Raw genomic sequence first — 18,441 nt, forward strand, 5'->3', positions numbered from 1 at the left:
TCCTAATTAGAGGGGTGTATCAGAAAGAATCCATTGTAATTCGGCAGTGTAAGATTCTTTGACCGTTAAATTAAGGTCAGGAGCAACGCTTAAAAAAAGTCCATTTTGTTGGTTCCAAGGAATTTCTACATTGTTATCGTCCGTTGCGGTGTATTGATAAACTTCGGTTGCTAAAGAGGAGATAGGGAAATCACTGCCATTTTTTCGATAAATGAAAGCTTGCTGGATCGTTTTATTTGTAGAAGTTGAATGCATGGGCTGACTCTCTCTTACCAACAAATGCCATGGTGTTTTTGCAACACGACCATCGGCAATGAGGAAAGGAGCGCTGATGGTCGATGGTGAGTAGAGGGTTCGTTTGCTGGGAAAAGGCAAATTTTTAAAGGAAACTGTAGTTGGCATCTGCACAAAACGGAGGGTACCGTTTTTGATAGGTAAAGATTGTTCTTTAGTGATTGGCGTAATTGGCGTTCCGCCACCATCATTGCCAGTAACCGTGCTAGAAAATAAAAGAAATTGGTTTATCCATTCTTCTGTAACCGTTGCTGTATATTGTAAGGTGAATTGTGTATTGGCTTCCGTAAAATTATCTGCTGGCAGCGAATTATGATAACTCCAATACGGCAAACCAGTGGAACTATCAGTTAAAAGTTGAAGCCCAGCTATTGGCGTACTTAAACCTGCTGCTGATTGTTTTGTTAATGTAGCAGCTGAAAGTTGGGACAGTCCTTTAGGCACCGTTGCTCGTAATTGCTGATTCATCCACGTTGCTGGTTGATTGGTTAAACGTGTGGTTAACGTAAAACGAATGATTTGACCACTTACGACAGAGTTTGCAGCTTCCCAGAGCCCTTGTGCATTTTTCCGCTCAATGATTTGCGTAACCGTTAGTTGAGGCACAGGATAAGCAACTGTTTGAGAAACAGTAGAACTGGTTAACAAAGGCAGGCCAGTGCGATTGCTGAGACCTTGGACCCACAAGCTGACCGTTTCTCCCCCTTGGAAAGTGGGTAAATTAGCAAATTGAAAATGGCCATTGGAATCTAAGGACGTTGTGGAAATAGAACCACCATTTATTTGTACTTTAACTTGATAGGTTCCGTTAGATACTTGAGAAGCTTTACCTGAAAGTTGAGTTGAGCCGGCATTGGCGACTACGTTTGTGACTGGTTGGATTGACCAATTGACACTTTGGTCAGCTGAGGGGCTGCTTTGAATATAGTCGGTTGACGTTTTTGAACGAGCAAAGACAATTGTAGAGAGCGTGTCGCCATATTCTAATGGTGAAGCTAACGATGTCGAGAAATTTCCGGCTGCATCGACAGAAATCCCTTTCACCACAATGGGGGTAGTGGTGCCATCATGGCGGTTCAAGGTTAATTGAACAGAGTAGTTATAGTTTGGGTCTTGTACTTGTTGAATGGTCCCTGTTACAGTAGTGTCCAGATGATTTGGTTGAGTTAGTTTGGCTGGTGTGACTTGAGGAACGGGATAATTACCTAAACTAAGTTGAGCTTTGCTAATTATGCCTGTTTTTGTATTATTCCCAATAATAATATTAATTGCGCCTAATCCAGTGCCGACATCTGTAAAGGTTCCTCGAATCGGATAGTCTTTGCCGTTAAGAGCAGGAGGGATTGAAATTCCTCGTTTATAAAGTGCGCCCACATCAAACGAAATGGCGGCAGACCATTTGGTTCCGGGAAGTAACACCAAGGTGCTACTTGGAAAAGTCAGATAAACAGAATGATAAGTGCTACTATAAGAGAGGCTGACGCCGTTAGTTGAACTGTGAATATCTTGAGTGGCTGTTCCTGGATAACTGACAGTCCCTGTTAAAAGAGTCAGAAAATCTTGTTGCTTTAGAGTGTCGTTATCTAACTGGCTTGAAATTTCTGTAGGAAGTTGAATAGCAATAATCGGTCGATCATTAATTGCTAAGCCGATAAGTGTCACACTGTATTCATACGAAAGTGTGATAATATCTTGGTTATACGTTCCCGTGCTTAAGGTACTTTTTAAGGTGCTATTACCAACAGAAACACTAGCTGGCGTAGGTGCCATAGGTTCATCGTTTTCAGAGGAAGCATGGGTTTGCTCGGTTTCTTGTTCCACGATATCGGTTGCTTGAGTTGTTTGTTGTTCTGTTGAAACTGAAGTAAATGTTTCACTAAAAGTAGAGGCGTGAGTTGTAGGGTTCAGTGTTTCAGAATGAGCTATCAAAGGTTGAGTCAGCGATAAAAAAAGCCATGATATGATGCAAGAAAAGATTCCCCATACGAACTTATTCAAAACCATCCTCTCCTTTTTTGATATTATATGTATAATGACGAAAATATATAATGTGTAAATATTAAGTACATACATTCTATAATGGGCCATTCATAAAGTAAAGCGATTACATCCGATGGTGAACAAGATATTTTGTTCACAATCTTTTAGTGTTTTAAGAAGGAAATTTCTCGAAATTCTATGCTTTTTTAATCCGAAAAAATTAAAAAACTGATAGTTTGCTAAAAATCGAGTCTTTCTTTCACTTCTTAGCACTTAAAATATTTACATTTTCCTAGGGATAGTGTACTATTTAAAGGTATGCATAAATAAAGTTTGATGTATAAAATTAAATGTTATTCGGAGGGAAACAAATGTCTGCGAAATGGGAAAAAAAAGGCACTAATGATGGTGTATTAACTTTTTCAATCGAACAAGCAGTAATCGAAAAAGGATTAACGCAAGCGTTCAATAAAGTGAAAAAAAACTTAAACGTACCTGGTTTCCGTAAAGGAAAAGTATCACGTACTGTTTTTAACCGTATGTATGGAGAAGAAGCGTTATACGAAGATGCGTTAAACGCTGTTTTACCAGAAGCATATGAAGCGGCTGTATTAGAAGCAGGAATTGAACCAGTAGCACAACCAAAAATTGATGTTGAAAGCATGAATAAAGGGGAAGACTGGGTTATCACTGCTGAAGTAACTGTAAAACCTGAAGTAAAATTAGGTGAATACAAAAACTTAACAGTGTCTAAACAAGACCGTGAAGTAACAGATGAAGACGTGGAAGCACGTTTGAAACGCGAACAAGAATCTCAAGCTGAATTAGTAATCAAAGAAGATGCCGCTGCTGAAAATGGCGACACTGTAGTTATCGACTTTGAAGGCTTCTTAGGCGACGAAGCATTTGAAGGCGGCAAAGGCGAAAATTACTCATTAGAATTAGGTTCTAATTCATTTATTCCAGGCTTTGAAGACCAATTAGTTGGCAAAAAAGCTGGCGAAGAAGTAGAAGTAAACGTTACTTTCCCTGAAGATTACCAAGCAGAAGATTTAGCTGGTAAAGAAGCAGTTTTCAAAGTAACTGTTCATGAAGTAAAAGCAAAAGAATTACCAGAATTGGATGATGAATTTGCAAAAGACGTTGACGATTCAGTAGAATCATTAGACGAATTAAAAGAAAAATTCCGTAAAGAATTGACAGAAGCAAAAGAAGCAGCAGCTGAAGAAGCAAAAGACGAAGAAGCAATTCGTTTAGCTGTTGAAAATGCTGAAATCGTTGAATTACCACACGTAATGGTTCACGACGAAGTTCACCGTTCAATGGATGAATTCTTAAACAACATGCAACGCCAAGGAATTTCTCCTGAAATGTACTACCAATTAACTGGTTCTACAGAAGAAGATTTACACAAACAATTTGAAGGCGAAGCAGAAACACGCACAAAAACAAACTTAGTGATTGAAGCAGTTGCCAAAGCTGAAAACATCGAAGTAACACAAGAAGACATCGATGCTGAAGTGAAAGATTTAGCAGAACAATACAACATGCCTGAAGCGCAAGTACGTAAAGTATTAAACAACGACATGTTAGAACACGATATTCGTATGAAACGTGCTGTTGAAACAATTACTGAAACAGCTGTTGAAAAATAAACATTTTTAATAAGCTCTTCATTCGATAGAGTTTTCTAAAACTGTAGATGGAAGGTGTCTTTCATCTACAGTTTTTTTCATATAAAATAACTTTTGAAAGGGTGTGTCAAAATGGATAAAAATTATTCGAAAATTAAATATGGATTAGTGGTGTTTGGCATCTTATGCTTAACGTACAATCTCTGGGAATTTTTTACGGCTAAGTATTCAACAAAACAAGGTGTGACGTTTGTTATCGAATGTTTACTTGGAATTGGGCTGATCTTTTTACCGGATCTTGTCAATAAATTTTTAAAAATTATTATGCCACCGACTATCGTTTATTTTTACTGGTTTTTCTTATTTATTTCAGTATTCCTAGGAACCTCGTTGCATATGATTTCAATCATTTCGTTCTGGGATAAAATTTTACATTTTGTTAGTCCGATGCTTTTAACTGCTGTGGGTTATGGTATTGCTGCTTTCCTATTGAAGAAAACGAAGTACGCCGATGTTTCCCCGTGGTTATTTTTATTATTTGGGTTTGCATTTGCAGGGCTTTGTGGCGTCTTCTGGGAATTCTGGGAATTTATCTGCGATTCATTAGGGAACATGAACTTACAACGCTATAATATGTCCAACGGCCAACCATTTATTGGGCGTGCTGCTTTAATGGATACGATGGGGGATTTATTTACCAATACCCTTGGGGCCTTTGTGATGGGCGTGTACACGTATATCAGAAGCAAAGGAAATCCTGAGTATTTAGAAAATTATGCGATAAAGAGAAAATAATAAAAAAGCGATTCAACCATGGTTGAATCGCTTTTTTGCTGTTTTTTTAAGCAGGTACTTCGACAGGTTTTTTCAAAAGTCCGTAGACAATTCCTGAAATAATCGCCCCAATTAAGATGAACAATAGATATAGTAATGGATTACTTAATAGGAAGACGACGAAGATTCCTCCATGTGGTGCCAATAATTTGATACCAAACGCACCAACCAACGCACCAGTAAAGGCAGAACCTACCACGAAACTTGGAATCACACGTAATGGGTCAGCTGCTGCAAAAGGAATTGCCCCTTCAGTGACAAAAGAAAGTCCCATTACAATATTGGTTAAGCCGGCATCTTGTTGATCTTTTGTAAATTTATTTTTAAATAAACGAGTTGCTACGAAAATTGCTAATGGAGGAACCATTCCGCCAGCCATTACAGAAGCCATGACCACGCTGCCACCTTCTGCAACAGTACTTGCTAGCGTAGCTGTACCGAAAACATAAGCAGCTTTGTTAACTGGTCCACCTAAGTCGATGGCCATCATACCAGCTAATAAGGCACCAAGTAAAGCTGCATTTGTGCCATCTAAGCCAAGTAGGAAATGATTTAACGCATCATTAATTGCTTTCATTGGGATGTTAATGACTAACATTAATAAGCCTGTAATAATCAAACCAAAAACTGGATAGAATAAAATGGTTTTAATTCCATCTAATGATTTTGGCAAGCCTTTGAAAACTTTACGTAAAAGAACCACTACATAACCAGCTAAGAAACCACCGATTAGGGCCCCAAGGAACCCAGCTCCTCCAGCGTTTGCTAACGCACCAGCGGCGAAACCAGCAACTAAGCCTGGACGATCCCCTATACTAGAAGCAATAAAACCAGCTAAGACAGGTAACATAAAGCCAAATGCTGCGCCACCAATTTGGTTAAACCAGCTAGCTACGTCATTGTAATTCCCTAAATTGGCTAATTGATCTTGAGGAACCCCGATAAATTGATCAATCATAAAGGAAAGAGCAATGGCAATTCCGCCACCAATAACGAAAGGTAACATATGAGAAACACCATTCATTAAATCTTTATAGATACGAGAACCGATTGAACCTTCCGCTGAATCCTCTTGATCGCTTGCAGCCGAGTCACTGCCATGGAAAGTAGGAGCTTCACCACTAATGGCTAAGTTAATTAGTTCTTCGGTTTTACGAATTCCATCACTGACGGGACGATTGACTAATTTTTTACCATCAAATCGATTCATTTCTACTTTTTTATCGGCTGCAACAATCACGCCATCAGCACGAGCAATATCTTCAGCAGTTAAACGATTTTTAATTCCTTCTGAACCGTTTGTTTCTACTTTAATGTCTACGCCCATTTCTTTTGCTTTTTTCTTCAGCGCATCTTCGGCCATGTAAGTATGAGCAATTCCTGTAGGACAAGCAGTCACAGCAATAATATATTTACGATTGCTTTCTGGTGCTGGCGTTGTTTGTTCTTGTTCTGCTTTTTCTTCCGCTTCTTTTTGATCTTCTGCTGCTTGGAAAAGAGCTTGTACTGCTTCTGGAGTTTCCGCTTCTTTCAATTTGCCAACAAAGTCTGGATCGATAAGTAATCGAGAAAGGGCCGCAAGCGCTTGGAGATGTGTATCATTGGCGCCTTCTGGAGCAGCAATCATGAAGAATAGATAAGTAGGTTGTCCATCTAGTGCTTCATAATCAACACCTTTTTTACTTTTAGCAAAAAGAACTGTCGGTTCTTTTACGGCACTATTTTTTGCGTGAGGCATAGCGATGCCGTCGCCTAAACCAGTCGATGTTTGTGCTTCGCGTTTTAAAATTCCTTCTTTGTAAGTGTCAATGTCAGAGATGCGGCCACCATCGTATAATTTTTGGACCATTTCATCAATCGCGCCTTTTTTATCAGTAGCTTGTAAATCCATAATCATGACATCTTTTATTAATAAATCATTAATGTTCACTCTATTTTCCTCCCTTAGTGGATTTATTCTGAAATTTTTTCAATTGTTACTTCGTGAATAAGTTCTTGGATAAAATCTTCTGAGGCTAAATCATCAGAAAATGCGGTCGCGCTACCGCAAGCGACACCCCATTTGAAAGCCTCTAAAGGATCTTGTGTTTTTGAAAAGTTGCCAATAAAACCAGCAATCATTGAGTCGCCAGCGCCGACAGAATTTTTCAGTGGACGTTTTAAAACGTTGGAACGATAAACACCTTCTGTTGTGAAAAGTAATGCACCATCACCAGCCATTGAGATAATTACGTGTTGTGCTCCTTCTTCTAGTAACCGATGTCCATAAGGTAAAATATCTTCAATACTTGTAAAGGTTGTATGATATAATTCTGCCAACTCATGATTATTTGGCTTGACCAATAAAGGCTTTTGTGACAAAGCGTTCATTAAATCTTCACCTGTCGTATCAATAACAAATTCTGCGCCTTTTTCCTTCACAATTTGGATTAATTCTTCGTAAAATCCTTTGCGTAGAGAAGCAGGTGTACTTCCTGAAAGAACAACAATATCACCAGCCTGAACACGACTAACTGCTTGTTTTAGTTCTTGAATTTCTTCGTTTGTTAGAGCAGGTCCTAAGCCGTTAATTTCTGTTTCAGTATCTGATTTCAATTTAATGTTGATTCGTGTATCAGCAGACACGGGAGTGAAATTCGTTTGGATTTCTTCTTTTTTCAACCAATCAGCAATGAATGAGCCTGTAAAACCACCTAAAAAACCTAAGGCAGTGGATTCTGTCTCCATACGTTTTAAAATACGTGAAACGTTGATTCCTTTGCCGCCAGGTAATTTAAAATCATTCGTCATCCGATTTAAATCACCAATTTGTAGATGATCGACATGAACGATAAAGTCGATAGAAGGGTTTAAAGTCACTGTGTAAATCATTTGTTTGCCTCCATTAAAATAGTTTTTTGCTGGAATCCTTGAAGCGATTCAGCAGGGCAGTAGTCAGTTAGTAAAGTAACTGACTCTAATTCTTCCACTTTGGTAAACGTTACTTCATTAAATTTTGTATGATCCAGTAAAACATAGGCTGTTTCTGCTTGATGAATAGCCAAGGCTTTTAGCGCTGCTTCTTCGGGATCAGGCGTCGTTAAACCAAACTCTAAATGTGCGCCGTTAGTTCCTAAAAAAGCTTTGTTAAAACGAAAATGTTGTAGCTGTTCCATACTAGTGGCACCAATGATTGCTTTAGTGGAGAGCTTCAAAGTACCACCAAGCATAATAGTGGGAATTTCCATATCGCTAAGTTTTGCAGCGTGATGCACGGAATTCGTCACTACATGGATTTGTTTCCCAACTAAAAAAGGGATCATTTCTAACGTGGTTGAACCAGCATCTAAATAGATCATATCGCCATCTTGTACACAACTAACGGCTAAAGAAGCAATCTTTTGCTTTTCGTGCGTGTTTTTGATTGATTTTTCCGTCATGTTTTGTTCAAAGCCTAAATTAAGAATACGCTTAGCGCCGCCGTGAATGCGTTCTAACAAATTGGCGTCTTCTAATTCTTGTAAATCGCGGCGGATTGTGGATTCTGAAGCATTGAACAAGCTAGCAAGTTCTTGCGATTTGACGACTGATTTTTGATCTAACAATTGTAAAATTTTTTGATGTCGTTCTTCCGTAAGCATTTTCATCCCTCATTTCATGGATATAATAGCACAAATGAAAACGCTAATCAATCTAAAACGGTCAAAAACATTCAAAAAAATTAAAAAACAGTCATAAGAAAAAAAGAAAGCTGCTGAACTCAGGTTCAGCAGCTTTCTTTAATTCACTAAATCATTCGGTAAAGTTTTTTGATAAATCTCTTTTTTGACTTGGTAAGCGAGTTTTTCATCGGTCAAAATAATGAGCACATCGCCAACATGCATAACAGTATCACCATGTGTTAAAATTTCCGATTCGCCACGGCGAATGGAAGTGAGCAACATTTGTTTAGGCCAGACAAAATCACGTACCATCGTATCATCTAAGGAACTTTCTGCAGTGATAGGTAATTCAATAATCGTTTTGTGGCCACGAATATTACTTACTTTAGAAGGAACCAAACGTTCTAATAAGCTTTCATAAATTGGCTTGCCGCCAAGACTATCGATGGTAATATAACTAACTAAAGCGACAACCCCTAAAGACATTAAATGAGAAAAATTGCCGACCATTTCTGTTACTAAAATAATTGCTGTTAACGGTGCTTTACCAATCGCAGTAAAATAACCAGCCATGGCAAAAATTAAAAAGTTTTTCACAAAAATTGGATCCATCCCTACGTATTGGACAAGTAGACTGCCATACAATGTTCCGATAATGGCACCTAAAGTTAGAATAGGCAAGAAAATACCACCAGGGAGATTCGAACCGTAAGAAACCATTGAAAAAACAAAACGTAAAACCAATAAGCCGACTAAAGCCCAAATCGTGGCCGGTTGATTGCCTAAAGCTAAAACAATTTGATTCCCACCGCCAAGTAAATGTGGAAAGAAATAACCAATCGGTAAAATCAAAATAAAAGGAATAAAACCATAATAATTAGAAGAAAGGCCTTTGATTTTTCCATATACTTTTGGTAAGGACAACAATGTTTTTTGATATATCCAACCTAATAATCCTAGCAAAACGCCCAGCAGGACTAATGTCCAATAGTACTCTAAAGGCAAAGATTTAACCGGACCAATATAAAGAACTGGTTGCAATCCGAAGAAATGCAAAGAAACAAAGTTAGCGGAAATGGCCGCAGAAAAAGAGGTTAACCAAACTAAAGGTGAAAAGGAATGGTGAACCTCTTCTAGAACAAATAAAAGTCCTGCGATTGGTGCATTAAAAGCGGCGGCTAAACCAGCACTGGCACCACTACTGATTAAAATTTTTTCTTCAGACTTGGTGCTTTGCCGCCATTGACTATAGCCTTGTCCAACCACTGCACCTAGTTGAATTGAAGGACCTTCACGTCCCAAAAATAGCCCAGGACTAATCGCTAAGATCCCACCGATAAATTTTTTCCAAAGCACTGGAAACCAATGAATTTCTAATTGACCTTGAAGTTGTCCTTCCACTTGGGGAATGCCACTGCCTTTAATTGCTGGTTCGCTCTTAATCAGTCGTCCTAATAAATAAGCAAGCACGAGAGAAAATAAGAACCAAGGAATCATCCAAAAGGGTTTTTCGTGAAACGTTTGATACAGATGAACGACTTGTTCGCCAATTTTTTCAATGCCTAAGCGAAATAAGCTGACAACAAAGCCGACCAGGATTCCGACGACGATGCCTTTAAGGATAAAGCCGATTCGGGTACCATCTAATTGTTTAATTTCATGTACATCATTATTCATTTCATTTTTAGCCTCCATCACTACTTACTAATGTACTGCGGTTTGACTTGATTTACAAGAAAATTTCATATAAAAAGAAAAAGATTTTTTGTTCTTTTCTAAAGAACTTCAAAGGGATTTTTGGTATACTGTATAAGATTGAAAAAAGAGAGAGGACGTTTAATATGACACAAAAACATGCCTTGGTTCAGGGAATGAATCCTCGACAAGAAGAAGCCGTTTTGCATACAGAAGGACCACTGTTAGTCATGGCTGGTGCTGGTAGTGGAAAAACGCGGGTTTTAACACACCGAATTGCCTATCTAATTGAGGAAAAAGAAGTAAATCCATGGAATATTTTGGCGATTACGTTTACCAATAAAGCTGCTAAAGAAATGAAAGAGCGTGTAAATAAATTACTGGAAACGGGTGGTGAAGATGTATGGGTCTCCACTTTTCACTCCATGTGTGTAAGAATTTTACGTCGTGATGTGGATCAGATTGGTTACAACCGTAATTTTACAATTATTGACCCATCGGAACAAAAAACATTAATGAAACGCATCTTAAACGACTTAAATATTGATTCAAAAAAATATGATCCTCGCTCAATTTTAGGTACGATTAGCAATGCCAAAAATGAATTACAAACGCCTGAAAAAGTTGCTGAAATGCAAGGTTCCTTATATGAAGAAATTGTCGCAAAATGCTATGAAGCCTATCAAAAAGAATTACGCAAAAACCAATGTATGGATTTTGATGATTTGATTATGAATACGATTCGTTTATTTAATGAACAACCAGATACGTTGGCTTTCTACCAAAATAAATTTCACTATATTCATGTGGATGAATACCAAGATACCAATCATGCACAATATACCTTAGTCAATTTATTGGCTGCACGTTTCAAAAATCTGTGTGTCGTAGGTGATGCCGACCAAAGTATCTATGGTTGGCGCGGGGCGGATATGCAAAATATCTTGGATTTTGAAAAAGATTATCCAGATGCCAGTGTAATTTTGCTAGAACAAAATTATCGGTCCACCAAAAACATTTTGGCGGCTGCGAATGATGTCATCAAAAATAACCGTAACCGCCGCGAGAAAGAACTGTGGACAGAAAATATAGACGGTGAAAAAATTGTCTATTATCGCGGGGACACAGAACGGGATGAAACACAATTTATTGTGAGCCAAATCCAAAAAGAAATGCGGGAAAATGACCGAATTTATGGTGATTTTGCGGTATTATATCGGACCAATGCCCAATCCCGTGTAGTGGAAGAAATGCTCTTGAAATCTAATATTCCGTATACCATGGTGGGCGGACATAAATTCTACGACCGTAAAGAAATTAAAGATATTTTGGCTTATTTAAGTTTGATTGCCAATCCAGATGATTCGATTAGTTTTGAACGAATTGTCAATGAACCAAAACGAGGAATCGGTAAAAGTTCAATTGAAAAATTACGACTATTTGCGGATACGCATGGTTGGGCTTTGCTGGAAGCTGCCCAAAATGTTGATTTGGCAAATATTTCAGGAAAAGCGGGTAAAGAGCTTGGTAATTTTGGCATGATGATTCAAGACTTAACGAAAACAGTGCCCTATTTAACGATTACAGAATTGGTGAAAGAAACTTTACAACGTAGTGGTTATCGGGAAGCTTTGATGACGCAAAATAATTTAGAATCTCAAGCTCGCTTAGAAAACTTAGACGAATTTTTATCTGTGACACAAGAATTTGATAAACGTTTTGAAGCGCAAAACAACGACGATCCAAATGGCGAAGAAACAAAATTGGCGGATTTTTTAACAGATTTAGCCTTGGTTTCTGATCTAGATAATTTAGAAGAGAGCTCTTCACAAGTAACCTTAATGACGTTGCATGCGGCCAAAGGGCTGGAATTTCCAGTGGTCTTTTTAATGGGCTTAGAAGAAGGGGTTTTCCCATTATCACGTGCCATGCTAGAAGAAAGTGAACTGGAAGAAGAACGGCGCTTGGCTTATGTTGGTATCACACGAGCGGAAGAAGCCCTGTTCTTAACGAATGCTTATTCGAGAACATTATATGGTCGCACGCAATATAATCGACCAAGTCGCTTTTTAGAAGAAATTGAGGCGGAGCGTTTAATGAAACAAGGGGCGGCGGCCAATTTACAGAAAGCTCCAGCGCGCACCTTTGATCCTAAAGTATTCAAGCCCAGCGCAAGTAAACCAGCTTATACACAGCCAGCTACAAAATCAGTTAGCAACAAAGTGGCAAGTGGTGGCGAAAAAGTTTCCTGGCAAGCAGGTGATAAGGTCCAACATAAAGCATGGGGCGTTGGTACAGTCGTTCGTGTAGGCGGTTCGGCCAAAGACTTAGAGTTGGACATTGCTTTCCCTGAAAAAGGCATAAAACGGTTGTTAGCGGCATTTGCACCTATTGAAAAAATTTAACATGCAAAATAGATCAGCGATTTAATGAGAAATCATCATTAGATAAATTCTTTTTATTTTCTATCTTAGTGTAAATGTGTTAAAAAGACGATAAGAGCATTACACTTATGAGGAGGAGTTCTACGATGGAACAACAACCATTAACATTAACGGCGGCGACAACTCGTGCGCAAGAATTAAGAAAACAACTCAATCAATATTCCCATGAATATTATGTCAAAGATCAACCATCCGTAGAAGATTATGTTTACGATCGTTTGTATAAAGAGTTAGTCGATATTGAAACGGAGTTTCCTGATTTAATCACGCCAGATTCGCCGACACAACGTGTAGGTGGCAAAGTTTTATCTGGTTTTGAAAAAGCTCCGCATGACATTCCAATGTATAGTTTAAATGATGGGTTTAGCAAGGAAGACATTTTTGCTTTTGATGAACGTGTTCGTAAGGCGATTGGTAAACCCGTTGCTTACTGTTGCGAGTTGAAAATTGATGGGTTAGCAATTTCATTACGTTATGAAAACGGGGTGTTTGTACGCGGAGCAACACGAGGAGATGGAACGGTTGGTGAAAACATTACAGAGAACTTACGAACGGTTCGCTCTGTGCCAATGCGTTTAACGGAGCCCATTTCAGTGGAAGTTCGTGGCGAGTGCTACATGCCTAAACAATCCTTTGTCGCATTGAATGAAGAACGTGAAGAAAATGGCCAAGATATTTTTGCCAATCCTCGGAATGCAGCGGCGGGAAGTTTGCGCCAATTAGATACAAAAATTGTGGCGAAACGGAACTTAAATACGTTTTTATACACAGTTGCTGACTTTGGGCCAATGAAAGCGAAGACGCAGTTTGAGGCATTAGAAGAGCTTTCTGCAATTGGTTTTAGAACCAATCCCGAACGGCAATTATGTCAGTCAATCGATGAAGTTTGGGCCTACATTGAAGAATACCATGAAAAGCGGAGCACTTTGCCATACGAAATCGATGGAATTGTGATTAAAGTGAACGAATTTGCGTTGCAAGATGAATTAGGTTTCACTGTCAAAGCACCTCGCTGGGCGATTGCCTACAAATTTCCACCAGAAGAAGCAGAAACAGTAGTGGAAGATATTGAATGGACAATTGGGCGCACGGGGGTGGTCACTCCTACTGCAGTCATGGCTCCTGTACGAGTCGCGGGAACCACGGTTAGTCGGGCAAGTTTGCATAATGCAGATTTTATTCAAATGAAAGATATCCGTTTAAATGATCATGTTATTATTTACAAAGCCGGCGATATTATCCCAGAAGTAGCGCAAGTCCTAGTTGAAAAACGTGCAGCCGATAGTCAGCCTTATGAAATGCCGACACATTGTCCAATTTGTCATAGTGAGTTGGTGCATTTAGATGAGGAAGTGGCGTTACGTTGTATTAATCCCAAATGCCCTGCGCAAATTAAAGAAGGGCTGAATCACTTTGTCTCACGAAACGCAATGAACATTGATGGCTTGGGGCCACGAGTGTTAGCACAAATGTATGACAAAGGATTAGTGAAAGACGTAGCGGATCTGTATTTCTTAACAGAAGAACAATTAATGACTTTGGATAAAATCAAAGAAAAATCAGCAAACAACATTTACACTGCCATTCAAGGGAGTAAAGAAAACTCTGTCGAACGTTTGATTTTTGGCTTAGGGATTCGCCATGTGGGGGCGAAAGCGGCGAAAATTTTAGCGGAGCATTTTGGTGATTTACCAACCTTAAGTCGTGCAACTGCGGAAGAAATTGTGGCTTTGGATTCAATTGGCGAAACAATCGCAGACAGCGTTGTGACGTATTTTGAAAATGAGGAAGTTCATGAATTAATGGCTGAACTGGAAAAAGCCCAAGTGAACTTGACATATAAAGGTCTCCGGACAGAACAATTAGCAGAAGTGGAGTCACCTTTCAAAGACAAAACAGTTGTTTTAACAGGAAAATTAACGCAGTACACTCGCGAAGAAGCCAAAGAAAAAATTGAAAATCTTGGTGGAAAAGTTACAGGGAGTGTTTCGAAAAAAACTGACATTGTGGTTGCTGGCGAAGATGCAGGCAGTAAATTAACCAAAGCTGAAAGCTTAGGCGTGACCGTTTGGAATGAACAAGAAATGGTCGATGCGTTAGATGCAAGTCATTTTTAAGAAGAAAAATTAACGTTGTCAGATTTTATGTAGTAATTTGATGGTATACTTATTTTAGTCATAAAAGTTATATGAACGAGGAATTTCTGAGTTGAGAAAGGAGGTTGATGCTTATGCGCAATTCTTCTTACTTTAACGAAAGGAGCAATGTTTTTGTCCGTTGAAGCGGCGTTGGGACTGATGATTGGTTTTGCAACACTTGTTGTAAAACCAATCATCAGTATCCTCGCGCTTGTCTCAGACAACAAAAATAACCGTTCATAAGCTTTGAGGAGCTGAACGGTTAAGCGTTTGAAATAAAACCAATAACTCAGTAAGCCGCTAGTTCTTATAACTGGTAGTGGCTATTAGAGAGGTATGTTCCTGCATATCTCTCTTTTCATTTTCATAATAACATGTTTCCGTCATTTTTGCGAGCGACAAATTATCAATGAAATTCAAGGTTTCATCTAAAATATCCGACCATTTTATGGTAGAATAGGAACAGAGTGAACAGCTGTGCTAAGCTGTTTAAAGAAATACAATCCAATTGATTAATCTGAAAATGAAAATTTCAGTAAATGATAGAAAGAAGGGTATCTATGGCAATTACAGAAGAACAAGTCAAACATGTCGCTAAATTATCAAAATTATCTTTCTCCGAAGAAGAATTAGCGGACTTTACCAATCAACTAGATAAAATTATTGATATGGTGGAATTACTAGAAGAAGTAGATACAACCGGGGTTCCTTTTACTTCAAATGTGAATGAATCAATCAATGTCATGCGTGAAGACGTAGCGACACCAGGAATGGACCGTAAAGAATTAATGCGGAATGTTCCGGAATCAGAGAATGGTTACATTAAAGTGCCTGCAATTATGGATAACGGGGAGGCAGGAGCCTAATGGAAAAATTATACGACAAATCGTTAACAGAGTTACATGATTTATTGGTTTCAAAAGAAATCACTGCAGTTGATTTAACCGAAGAAACATTAAATCGTATTCAAGATACAGAAGAACAACTAGGTTCTTTTATTACAGTTAGTGAAGAAAAAGCAATGGCATTAGCCAAAGCGATTGACTTAAAAGGCATCACTGAAAGTAATCCATTAGCTGGGATTCCAATTGGGATTAAAGACAACATTGTCACAAAAGATATTTTAACAACAGCTGGCTCAAAAATGTTACACAATTTTGACCCAATTTATGATGCGACCGTGATGGATAAAGTCTATCAAGCAGATATGATTCCAGTCGGAAAATTGAACATGGATGAATTTGCCATGGGCGGAAGTACGGAAACGTCTTACTTTAAGAAAACAAAAAATGCTTGGGATCAAACGAAAGTCCCTGGTGGTTCTTCTGGTGGTTCAGCTTCTGCTGTCGCAGCCGGACAAGTCCCAGTTTCTTTAGGGAGCGATACAGGTGGCAGTATCCGCCAACCAGCCGCATTCAACGGTATTGTGGGCTTGAAACCAACATATGGACGTGTGTCTCGTTTTGGTTTGATTGCTTTTGCTTCAAGTTTAGACCAAATTGGTCCATTGACACGAAATGTTAAAGACAATGCCTTAGCTTTAAATGCAATTAGTGGTTATGACGAAAAAGACGGCACTTCTGCGGGCGTTTCTGTTCCTGATTTTACGGCAGATTTAACTGGCGACATCAAAGGCATGAAAATTGCTTTGCCAAAAGAATACTTAGGTGAAGGGGTACAACCTGATGTTCGTGAAGCGGTATTAAAAGCAGCAGAAACATTTAAATCTTTAGGAGCAACGGTGGAAGAAGTTAGTTTGCCACATTCTAAATACGGCGTAGCGGTTTATTATATTATTGCCTCTTCAGAAGCAAGTTCAAACTTACAACGCTTTGATGGTATTCGTTATGGTTACCGTTCCGAAAATGTCCAAAATCTAGAAGATGTCTATGTTAATTCACGTTCTGAAGGTTTCGGAACAGAAGTTAAACGTCGGATTATGTTAGGAACCTTCTCTTTAAGTGCTGGTTATTATGATGCGCACTTTAAAAAGGCTGGTCAAGTCCGTACACTAATCAAACAAGATTTTGAGAATGTCTTTGCGGATTATGACTTAATCATTGGCCCATCCACACCAACAGTTGCCTTTGGTCTAGGGGAAAACATCAATGATCCAATCACAATGTATATGAATGATATTTTAACCATTCCTGTCAACTTAGCAGGACTACCAGGCATGTCCATTCCAGCAGGCTTCTCAGAAGGCTTGCCAGTTGGTTTACAAATTATTGGAAAACATTTTGACGAACATACAATGTATAAAGCAGCCTATGCTTTTGAACAAGCGACAGATTTCCATACGAAAAAACCAGTCATTTTAGGGGGGAACGATTAATGAACTTTGAAACTGTCATTGGATTAGAAGTCCACGTAGAATTGAAAACCAACTCTAAAATTTTCTCCTCTGCGCCAGCGCATTTCGGAGCAGAACCAAATAGCAACACAAATGTGGTTGACTGGAGTTACCCAGGTGTTTTGCCTGTCATGAATAAAGGTGCCTTAGAATTTGGCATGAAAGCAGCACTTGCCTTGAACTGTGAAATTTCAAAAGAAACACATTTTGACCGTAAAAACTATTTTTACCCAGATAACCCGAAAGCATACCAAATTTCTCAATTTGATCAACCAATCGGACATGATGGTTGGATTGAAATTGAAGTCGAAGGCAAAAAGAAAAAAATTCGCATTGAACGGGTGCATTTAGAAGAAGATGCTGGGAAAAATATTCACGGCACAGATGGCTATTCTTATGTAGACTTGAATCGTCAAGGCACGCCTTTAATTGAAATCGTTTCTGAAGCAGACATGCGTTCACCAGAAGAAGCGTATGCTTATTTAGAAGCGTTGCGTTCAATTATCCAATTTACAGAAGTTTCTGATGTGAAAATGGAAGAAGGTTCTATGCGTTGTGATGCCAATATTTCTTTACGTCCGTATGGTCAAGAAGAATTTGGTACTAAAGCGGAATTAAAGAACTTGAACTCTATGAACTTTGTAAAAAAAGGTTTAGCTTATGAAGAAAAACGCCAGGCCAAAGTCCTATTATCTGGTGGCGAAATTCAACAAGAAACACGCCGCTTTGATGAAGCAACTAGTACAACGTTGCTTATGCGTGTTAAAGAAGGCTCAAGTGACTACCGTTACTTCCCAGAGCCAGATGTTCCTCGTTTTTCAATTGATGATGAATGGATTGAAAAAGTTCGCGCTAGTTTGCCAGAAATGCCAGCCTCACGTCGTGCCCGTTATATCAGTGAATTAGGGTTACCTGAATACGACGCAATGGTCTTGACTTTAACGAAAGAAATGTCAGATTTCTTTGAAGCAACTTTAGCAAACGGTGCAGATGCGAAACAAGCATCAAACTGGTTAATGGGCGAAGTTTCTGCTTACTTAAACAGTGAAAAAGTTGAATTAGCCGATACTAAACTAACACCAGAAAATCTAGCGGGTATGATTACTTTGATTAACGATGGCACAATCAGCTCGAAAATTGCGAAGAAAGTGTTCAAAGAGTTAATTGAAAACGGTGGAGACGCTAAAGAAGTTGTCGAAGCAAAAGGCCTTGTTCAATTATCTGATCCAGCGCAATTATTACCAATGATTAACGAAGTTTTAGACAACAACCAACAATCAATTGATGACTTTAAAAACGGAAAAGACCGTGCAGTTGGTTTCCTTGTTGGACAAATTATGAAAGCAACTCGTGGACAAGCAAACCCAGGTGTGGTTAACAAGTTATTGCAAGAAGAGCTTTCAAAACGATAAGAAAGTAGCAGGCAAA

General features: G+C 38.8%; 14 protein-coding genes. 8 read left to right on the forward strand and 6 right to left on the reverse strand.

Going from position 1 to position 18,441, the window contains the following annotated elements; genetic code table 11:
* Window positions 1–6: 6 nt before the first annotated feature.
* The gene (locus tag IGJ46_RS02375; RefSeq protein ID WP_218391429.1) at window positions 7–2,382 is read right to left on the reverse strand and encodes a hypothetical protein; all 2,376 of its coding nucleotides are present in this window, start codon (window positions 2,380–2,382) and stop codon (window positions 7–9) included.
* Between the two features lie 263 nt (window positions 2,383–2,645).
* Between IGJ46_RS02375 and tig the strand changes: the two genes are divergently transcribed.
* Entirely contained in the window at window positions 2,646–3,929 is a 1,284-nt protein-coding gene (gene tig / locus IGJ46_RS02380) for a trigger factor (RefSeq protein ID WP_002355556.1), read from the forward strand.
* A gap of 111 nt (window positions 3,930–4,040) precedes the next feature.
* The gene (locus IGJ46_RS02385) at window positions 4,041–4,703 is read left to right on the forward strand and encodes a hypothetical protein (protein ID WP_002355557.1); all 663 of its coding nucleotides are present in this window, start codon (window positions 4,041–4,043) and stop codon (window positions 4,701–4,703) included.
* 46 nt (window positions 4,704–4,749) lie between these two features.
* Here the strand turns inward: IGJ46_RS02385 and IGJ46_RS02390 are convergent, their stop codons facing one another.
* The 4 genes from IGJ46_RS02390 to IGJ46_RS02405 form a co-directional block, all read right to left on the reverse strand.
* On the reverse strand, window positions 4,750–6,672 hold the full coding sequence (locus IGJ46_RS02390) for a PTS fructose transporter subunit IIABC (protein ID WP_002382993.1): 1,923 nt from the start codon (window positions 6,670–6,672) through the stop codon (window positions 4,750–4,752).
* Between the two features lie 23 nt (window positions 6,673–6,695).
* Entirely contained in the window at window positions 6,696–7,613 is a 918-nt protein-coding gene (pfkB, locus tag IGJ46_RS02395; RefSeq protein WP_002358692.1) for a 1-phosphofructokinase, read from the reverse strand.
* Window positions 7,610–8,362, reverse strand: coding sequence for a DeoR/GlpR family DNA-binding transcription regulator (locus IGJ46_RS02400; RefSeq protein WP_010706705.1), 753 nt, complete (start codon window positions 8,360–8,362; stop codon window positions 7,610–7,612). The genes pfkB and IGJ46_RS02400 overlap by 4 nt, the downstream gene beginning before the upstream one ends.
* Window positions 8,363–8,500: 138 nt before the next feature.
* Complete coding sequence (locus tag IGJ46_RS02405; RefSeq protein WP_002368023.1) at window positions 8,501–10,060, reverse strand: ClC family H(+)/Cl(-) exchange transporter; 1,560 nt, start codon at window positions 10,058–10,060, stop codon at window positions 8,501–8,503.
* 164 nt (window positions 10,061–10,224) lie between these two features.
* On the opposite strand from IGJ46_RS02405, the gene pcrA reads away from it, so the two are divergent.
* Window positions 10,225–12,483: a DNA helicase PcrA gene (pcrA, locus tag IGJ46_RS02410; protein ID WP_104675039.1), complete on the forward strand. Its 2,259-nt coding sequence runs from the start codon at window positions 10,225–10,227 to the stop codon at window positions 12,481–12,483.
* A gap of 125 nt (window positions 12,484–12,608) precedes the next feature.
* Entirely contained in the window at window positions 12,609–14,639 is a 2,031-nt protein-coding gene (gene ligA, locus IGJ46_RS02415) for an NAD-dependent DNA ligase LigA (protein WP_002358699.1), read from the forward strand.
* Here ligA and IGJ46_RS02420 read toward each other — a convergent pair.
* Entirely contained in the window at window positions 14,636–14,857 is a 222-nt protein-coding gene (locus IGJ46_RS02420; RefSeq protein ID WP_025189817.1) for a hypothetical protein, read from the reverse strand. The two genes, ligA and IGJ46_RS02420, sit on opposite strands and share 4 nt — an antisense overlap.
* Between IGJ46_RS02420 and IGJ46_RS02425 the strand changes: the two genes are divergently transcribed.
* The 4 genes from IGJ46_RS02425 to gatB all read left to right on the forward strand — a co-directional run bounded on the left by IGJ46_RS02425 (window position 14,817) and on the right by gatB (window position 18,425).
* Window positions 14,817–14,903, forward strand: a complete 87-nt coding sequence (locus IGJ46_RS02425) for a putative holin-like toxin (RefSeq protein WP_425531680.1) — start codon at window positions 14,817–14,819, stop codon at window positions 14,901–14,903. The genes IGJ46_RS02420 and IGJ46_RS02425 overlap by 41 nt on opposite strands.
* 317 nt (window positions 14,904–15,220) lie before the next feature.
* A complete protein-coding gene (gatC, locus tag IGJ46_RS02430) occupies window positions 15,221–15,526 on the forward strand; it encodes an Asp-tRNA(Asn)/Glu-tRNA(Gln) amidotransferase subunit GatC (RefSeq protein WP_002355569.1) in 306 nt (101 codons plus the stop codon).
* A complete protein-coding gene (gene gatA / locus IGJ46_RS02435; protein WP_002368026.1) occupies window positions 15,526–16,995 on the forward strand; it encodes an Asp-tRNA(Asn)/Glu-tRNA(Gln) amidotransferase subunit GatA in 1,470 nt (489 codons plus the stop codon). The genes gatC and gatA overlap by 1 nt, the downstream gene beginning before the upstream one ends.
* The gene (gene gatB / locus IGJ46_RS02440; RefSeq protein ID WP_002358703.1) at window positions 16,995–18,425 is read left to right on the forward strand and encodes an Asp-tRNA(Asn)/Glu-tRNA(Gln) amidotransferase subunit GatB; all 1,431 of its coding nucleotides are present in this window, start codon (window positions 16,995–16,997) and stop codon (window positions 18,423–18,425) included. Before gatA ends, gatB begins: the two co-directional genes overlap by 1 nt.
* Window positions 18,426–18,441 lie beyond the last annotated feature (16 nt).

It is taken from the genome of Enterococcus sp. AZ120, assembly GCF_050546165.1.
Lineage (GTDB): Bacteria > Bacillota > Bacilli > Lactobacillales > Enterococcaceae > Enterococcus > Enterococcus faecalis.

Bases quoted from the DNA above. Each gene is read 5' to 3' on its own strand.
- IGJ46_RS02405 (WP_002368023.1), bottom strand. From the start codon at position 10,060: ATGAATAATGATGTACATGAAATTAAACAATTAGATGGTACCCGAATC.
- gatA (WP_002368026.1), top strand. From the start codon at position 15,526: ATGGAAAAATTATACGACAAATCGTTAACAGAGTTACATGATTTATTG.
- pcrA (WP_104675039.1), top strand. From the start codon at position 10,225: ATGACACAAAAACATGCCTTGGTTCAGGGAATGAATCCTCGACAAGAA.
- IGJ46_RS02400 (WP_010706705.1), bottom strand. From the start codon at position 8,362: ATGCTTACGGAAGAACGACATCAAAAAATTTTACAATTGTTAGATCAA.
- tig (WP_002355556.1), top strand. From the start codon at position 2,646: ATGTCTGCGAAATGGGAAAAAAAAGGCACTAATGATGGTGTATTAACT.
- ligA (WP_002358699.1), top strand. From the start codon at position 12,609: ATGGAACAACAACCATTAACATTAACGGCGGCGACAACTCGTGCGCAA.
- IGJ46_RS02385 (WP_002355557.1), top strand. From the start codon at position 4,041: ATGGATAAAAATTATTCGAAAATTAAATATGGATTAGTGGTGTTTGGC.
- gatB (WP_002358703.1), top strand. From the start codon at position 16,995: ATGAACTTTGAAACTGTCATTGGATTAGAAGTCCACGTAGAATTGAAA.
- IGJ46_RS02375 (WP_218391429.1), bottom strand. From the start codon at position 2,382: ATGGCCCATTATAGAATGTATGTACTTAATATTTACACATTATATATT.
- gatC (WP_002355569.1), top strand. From the start codon at position 15,221: ATGGCAATTACAGAAGAACAAGTCAAACATGTCGCTAAATTATCAAAA.
- pfkB (WP_002358692.1), bottom strand. From the start codon at position 7,613: ATGATTTACACAGTGACTTTAAACCCTTCTATCGACTTTATCGTTCAT.
- IGJ46_RS02420 (WP_025189817.1), bottom strand. From the start codon at position 14,857: ATGATTGGTTTTACAACAAGTGTTGCAAAACCAATCATCAGTCCCAAC.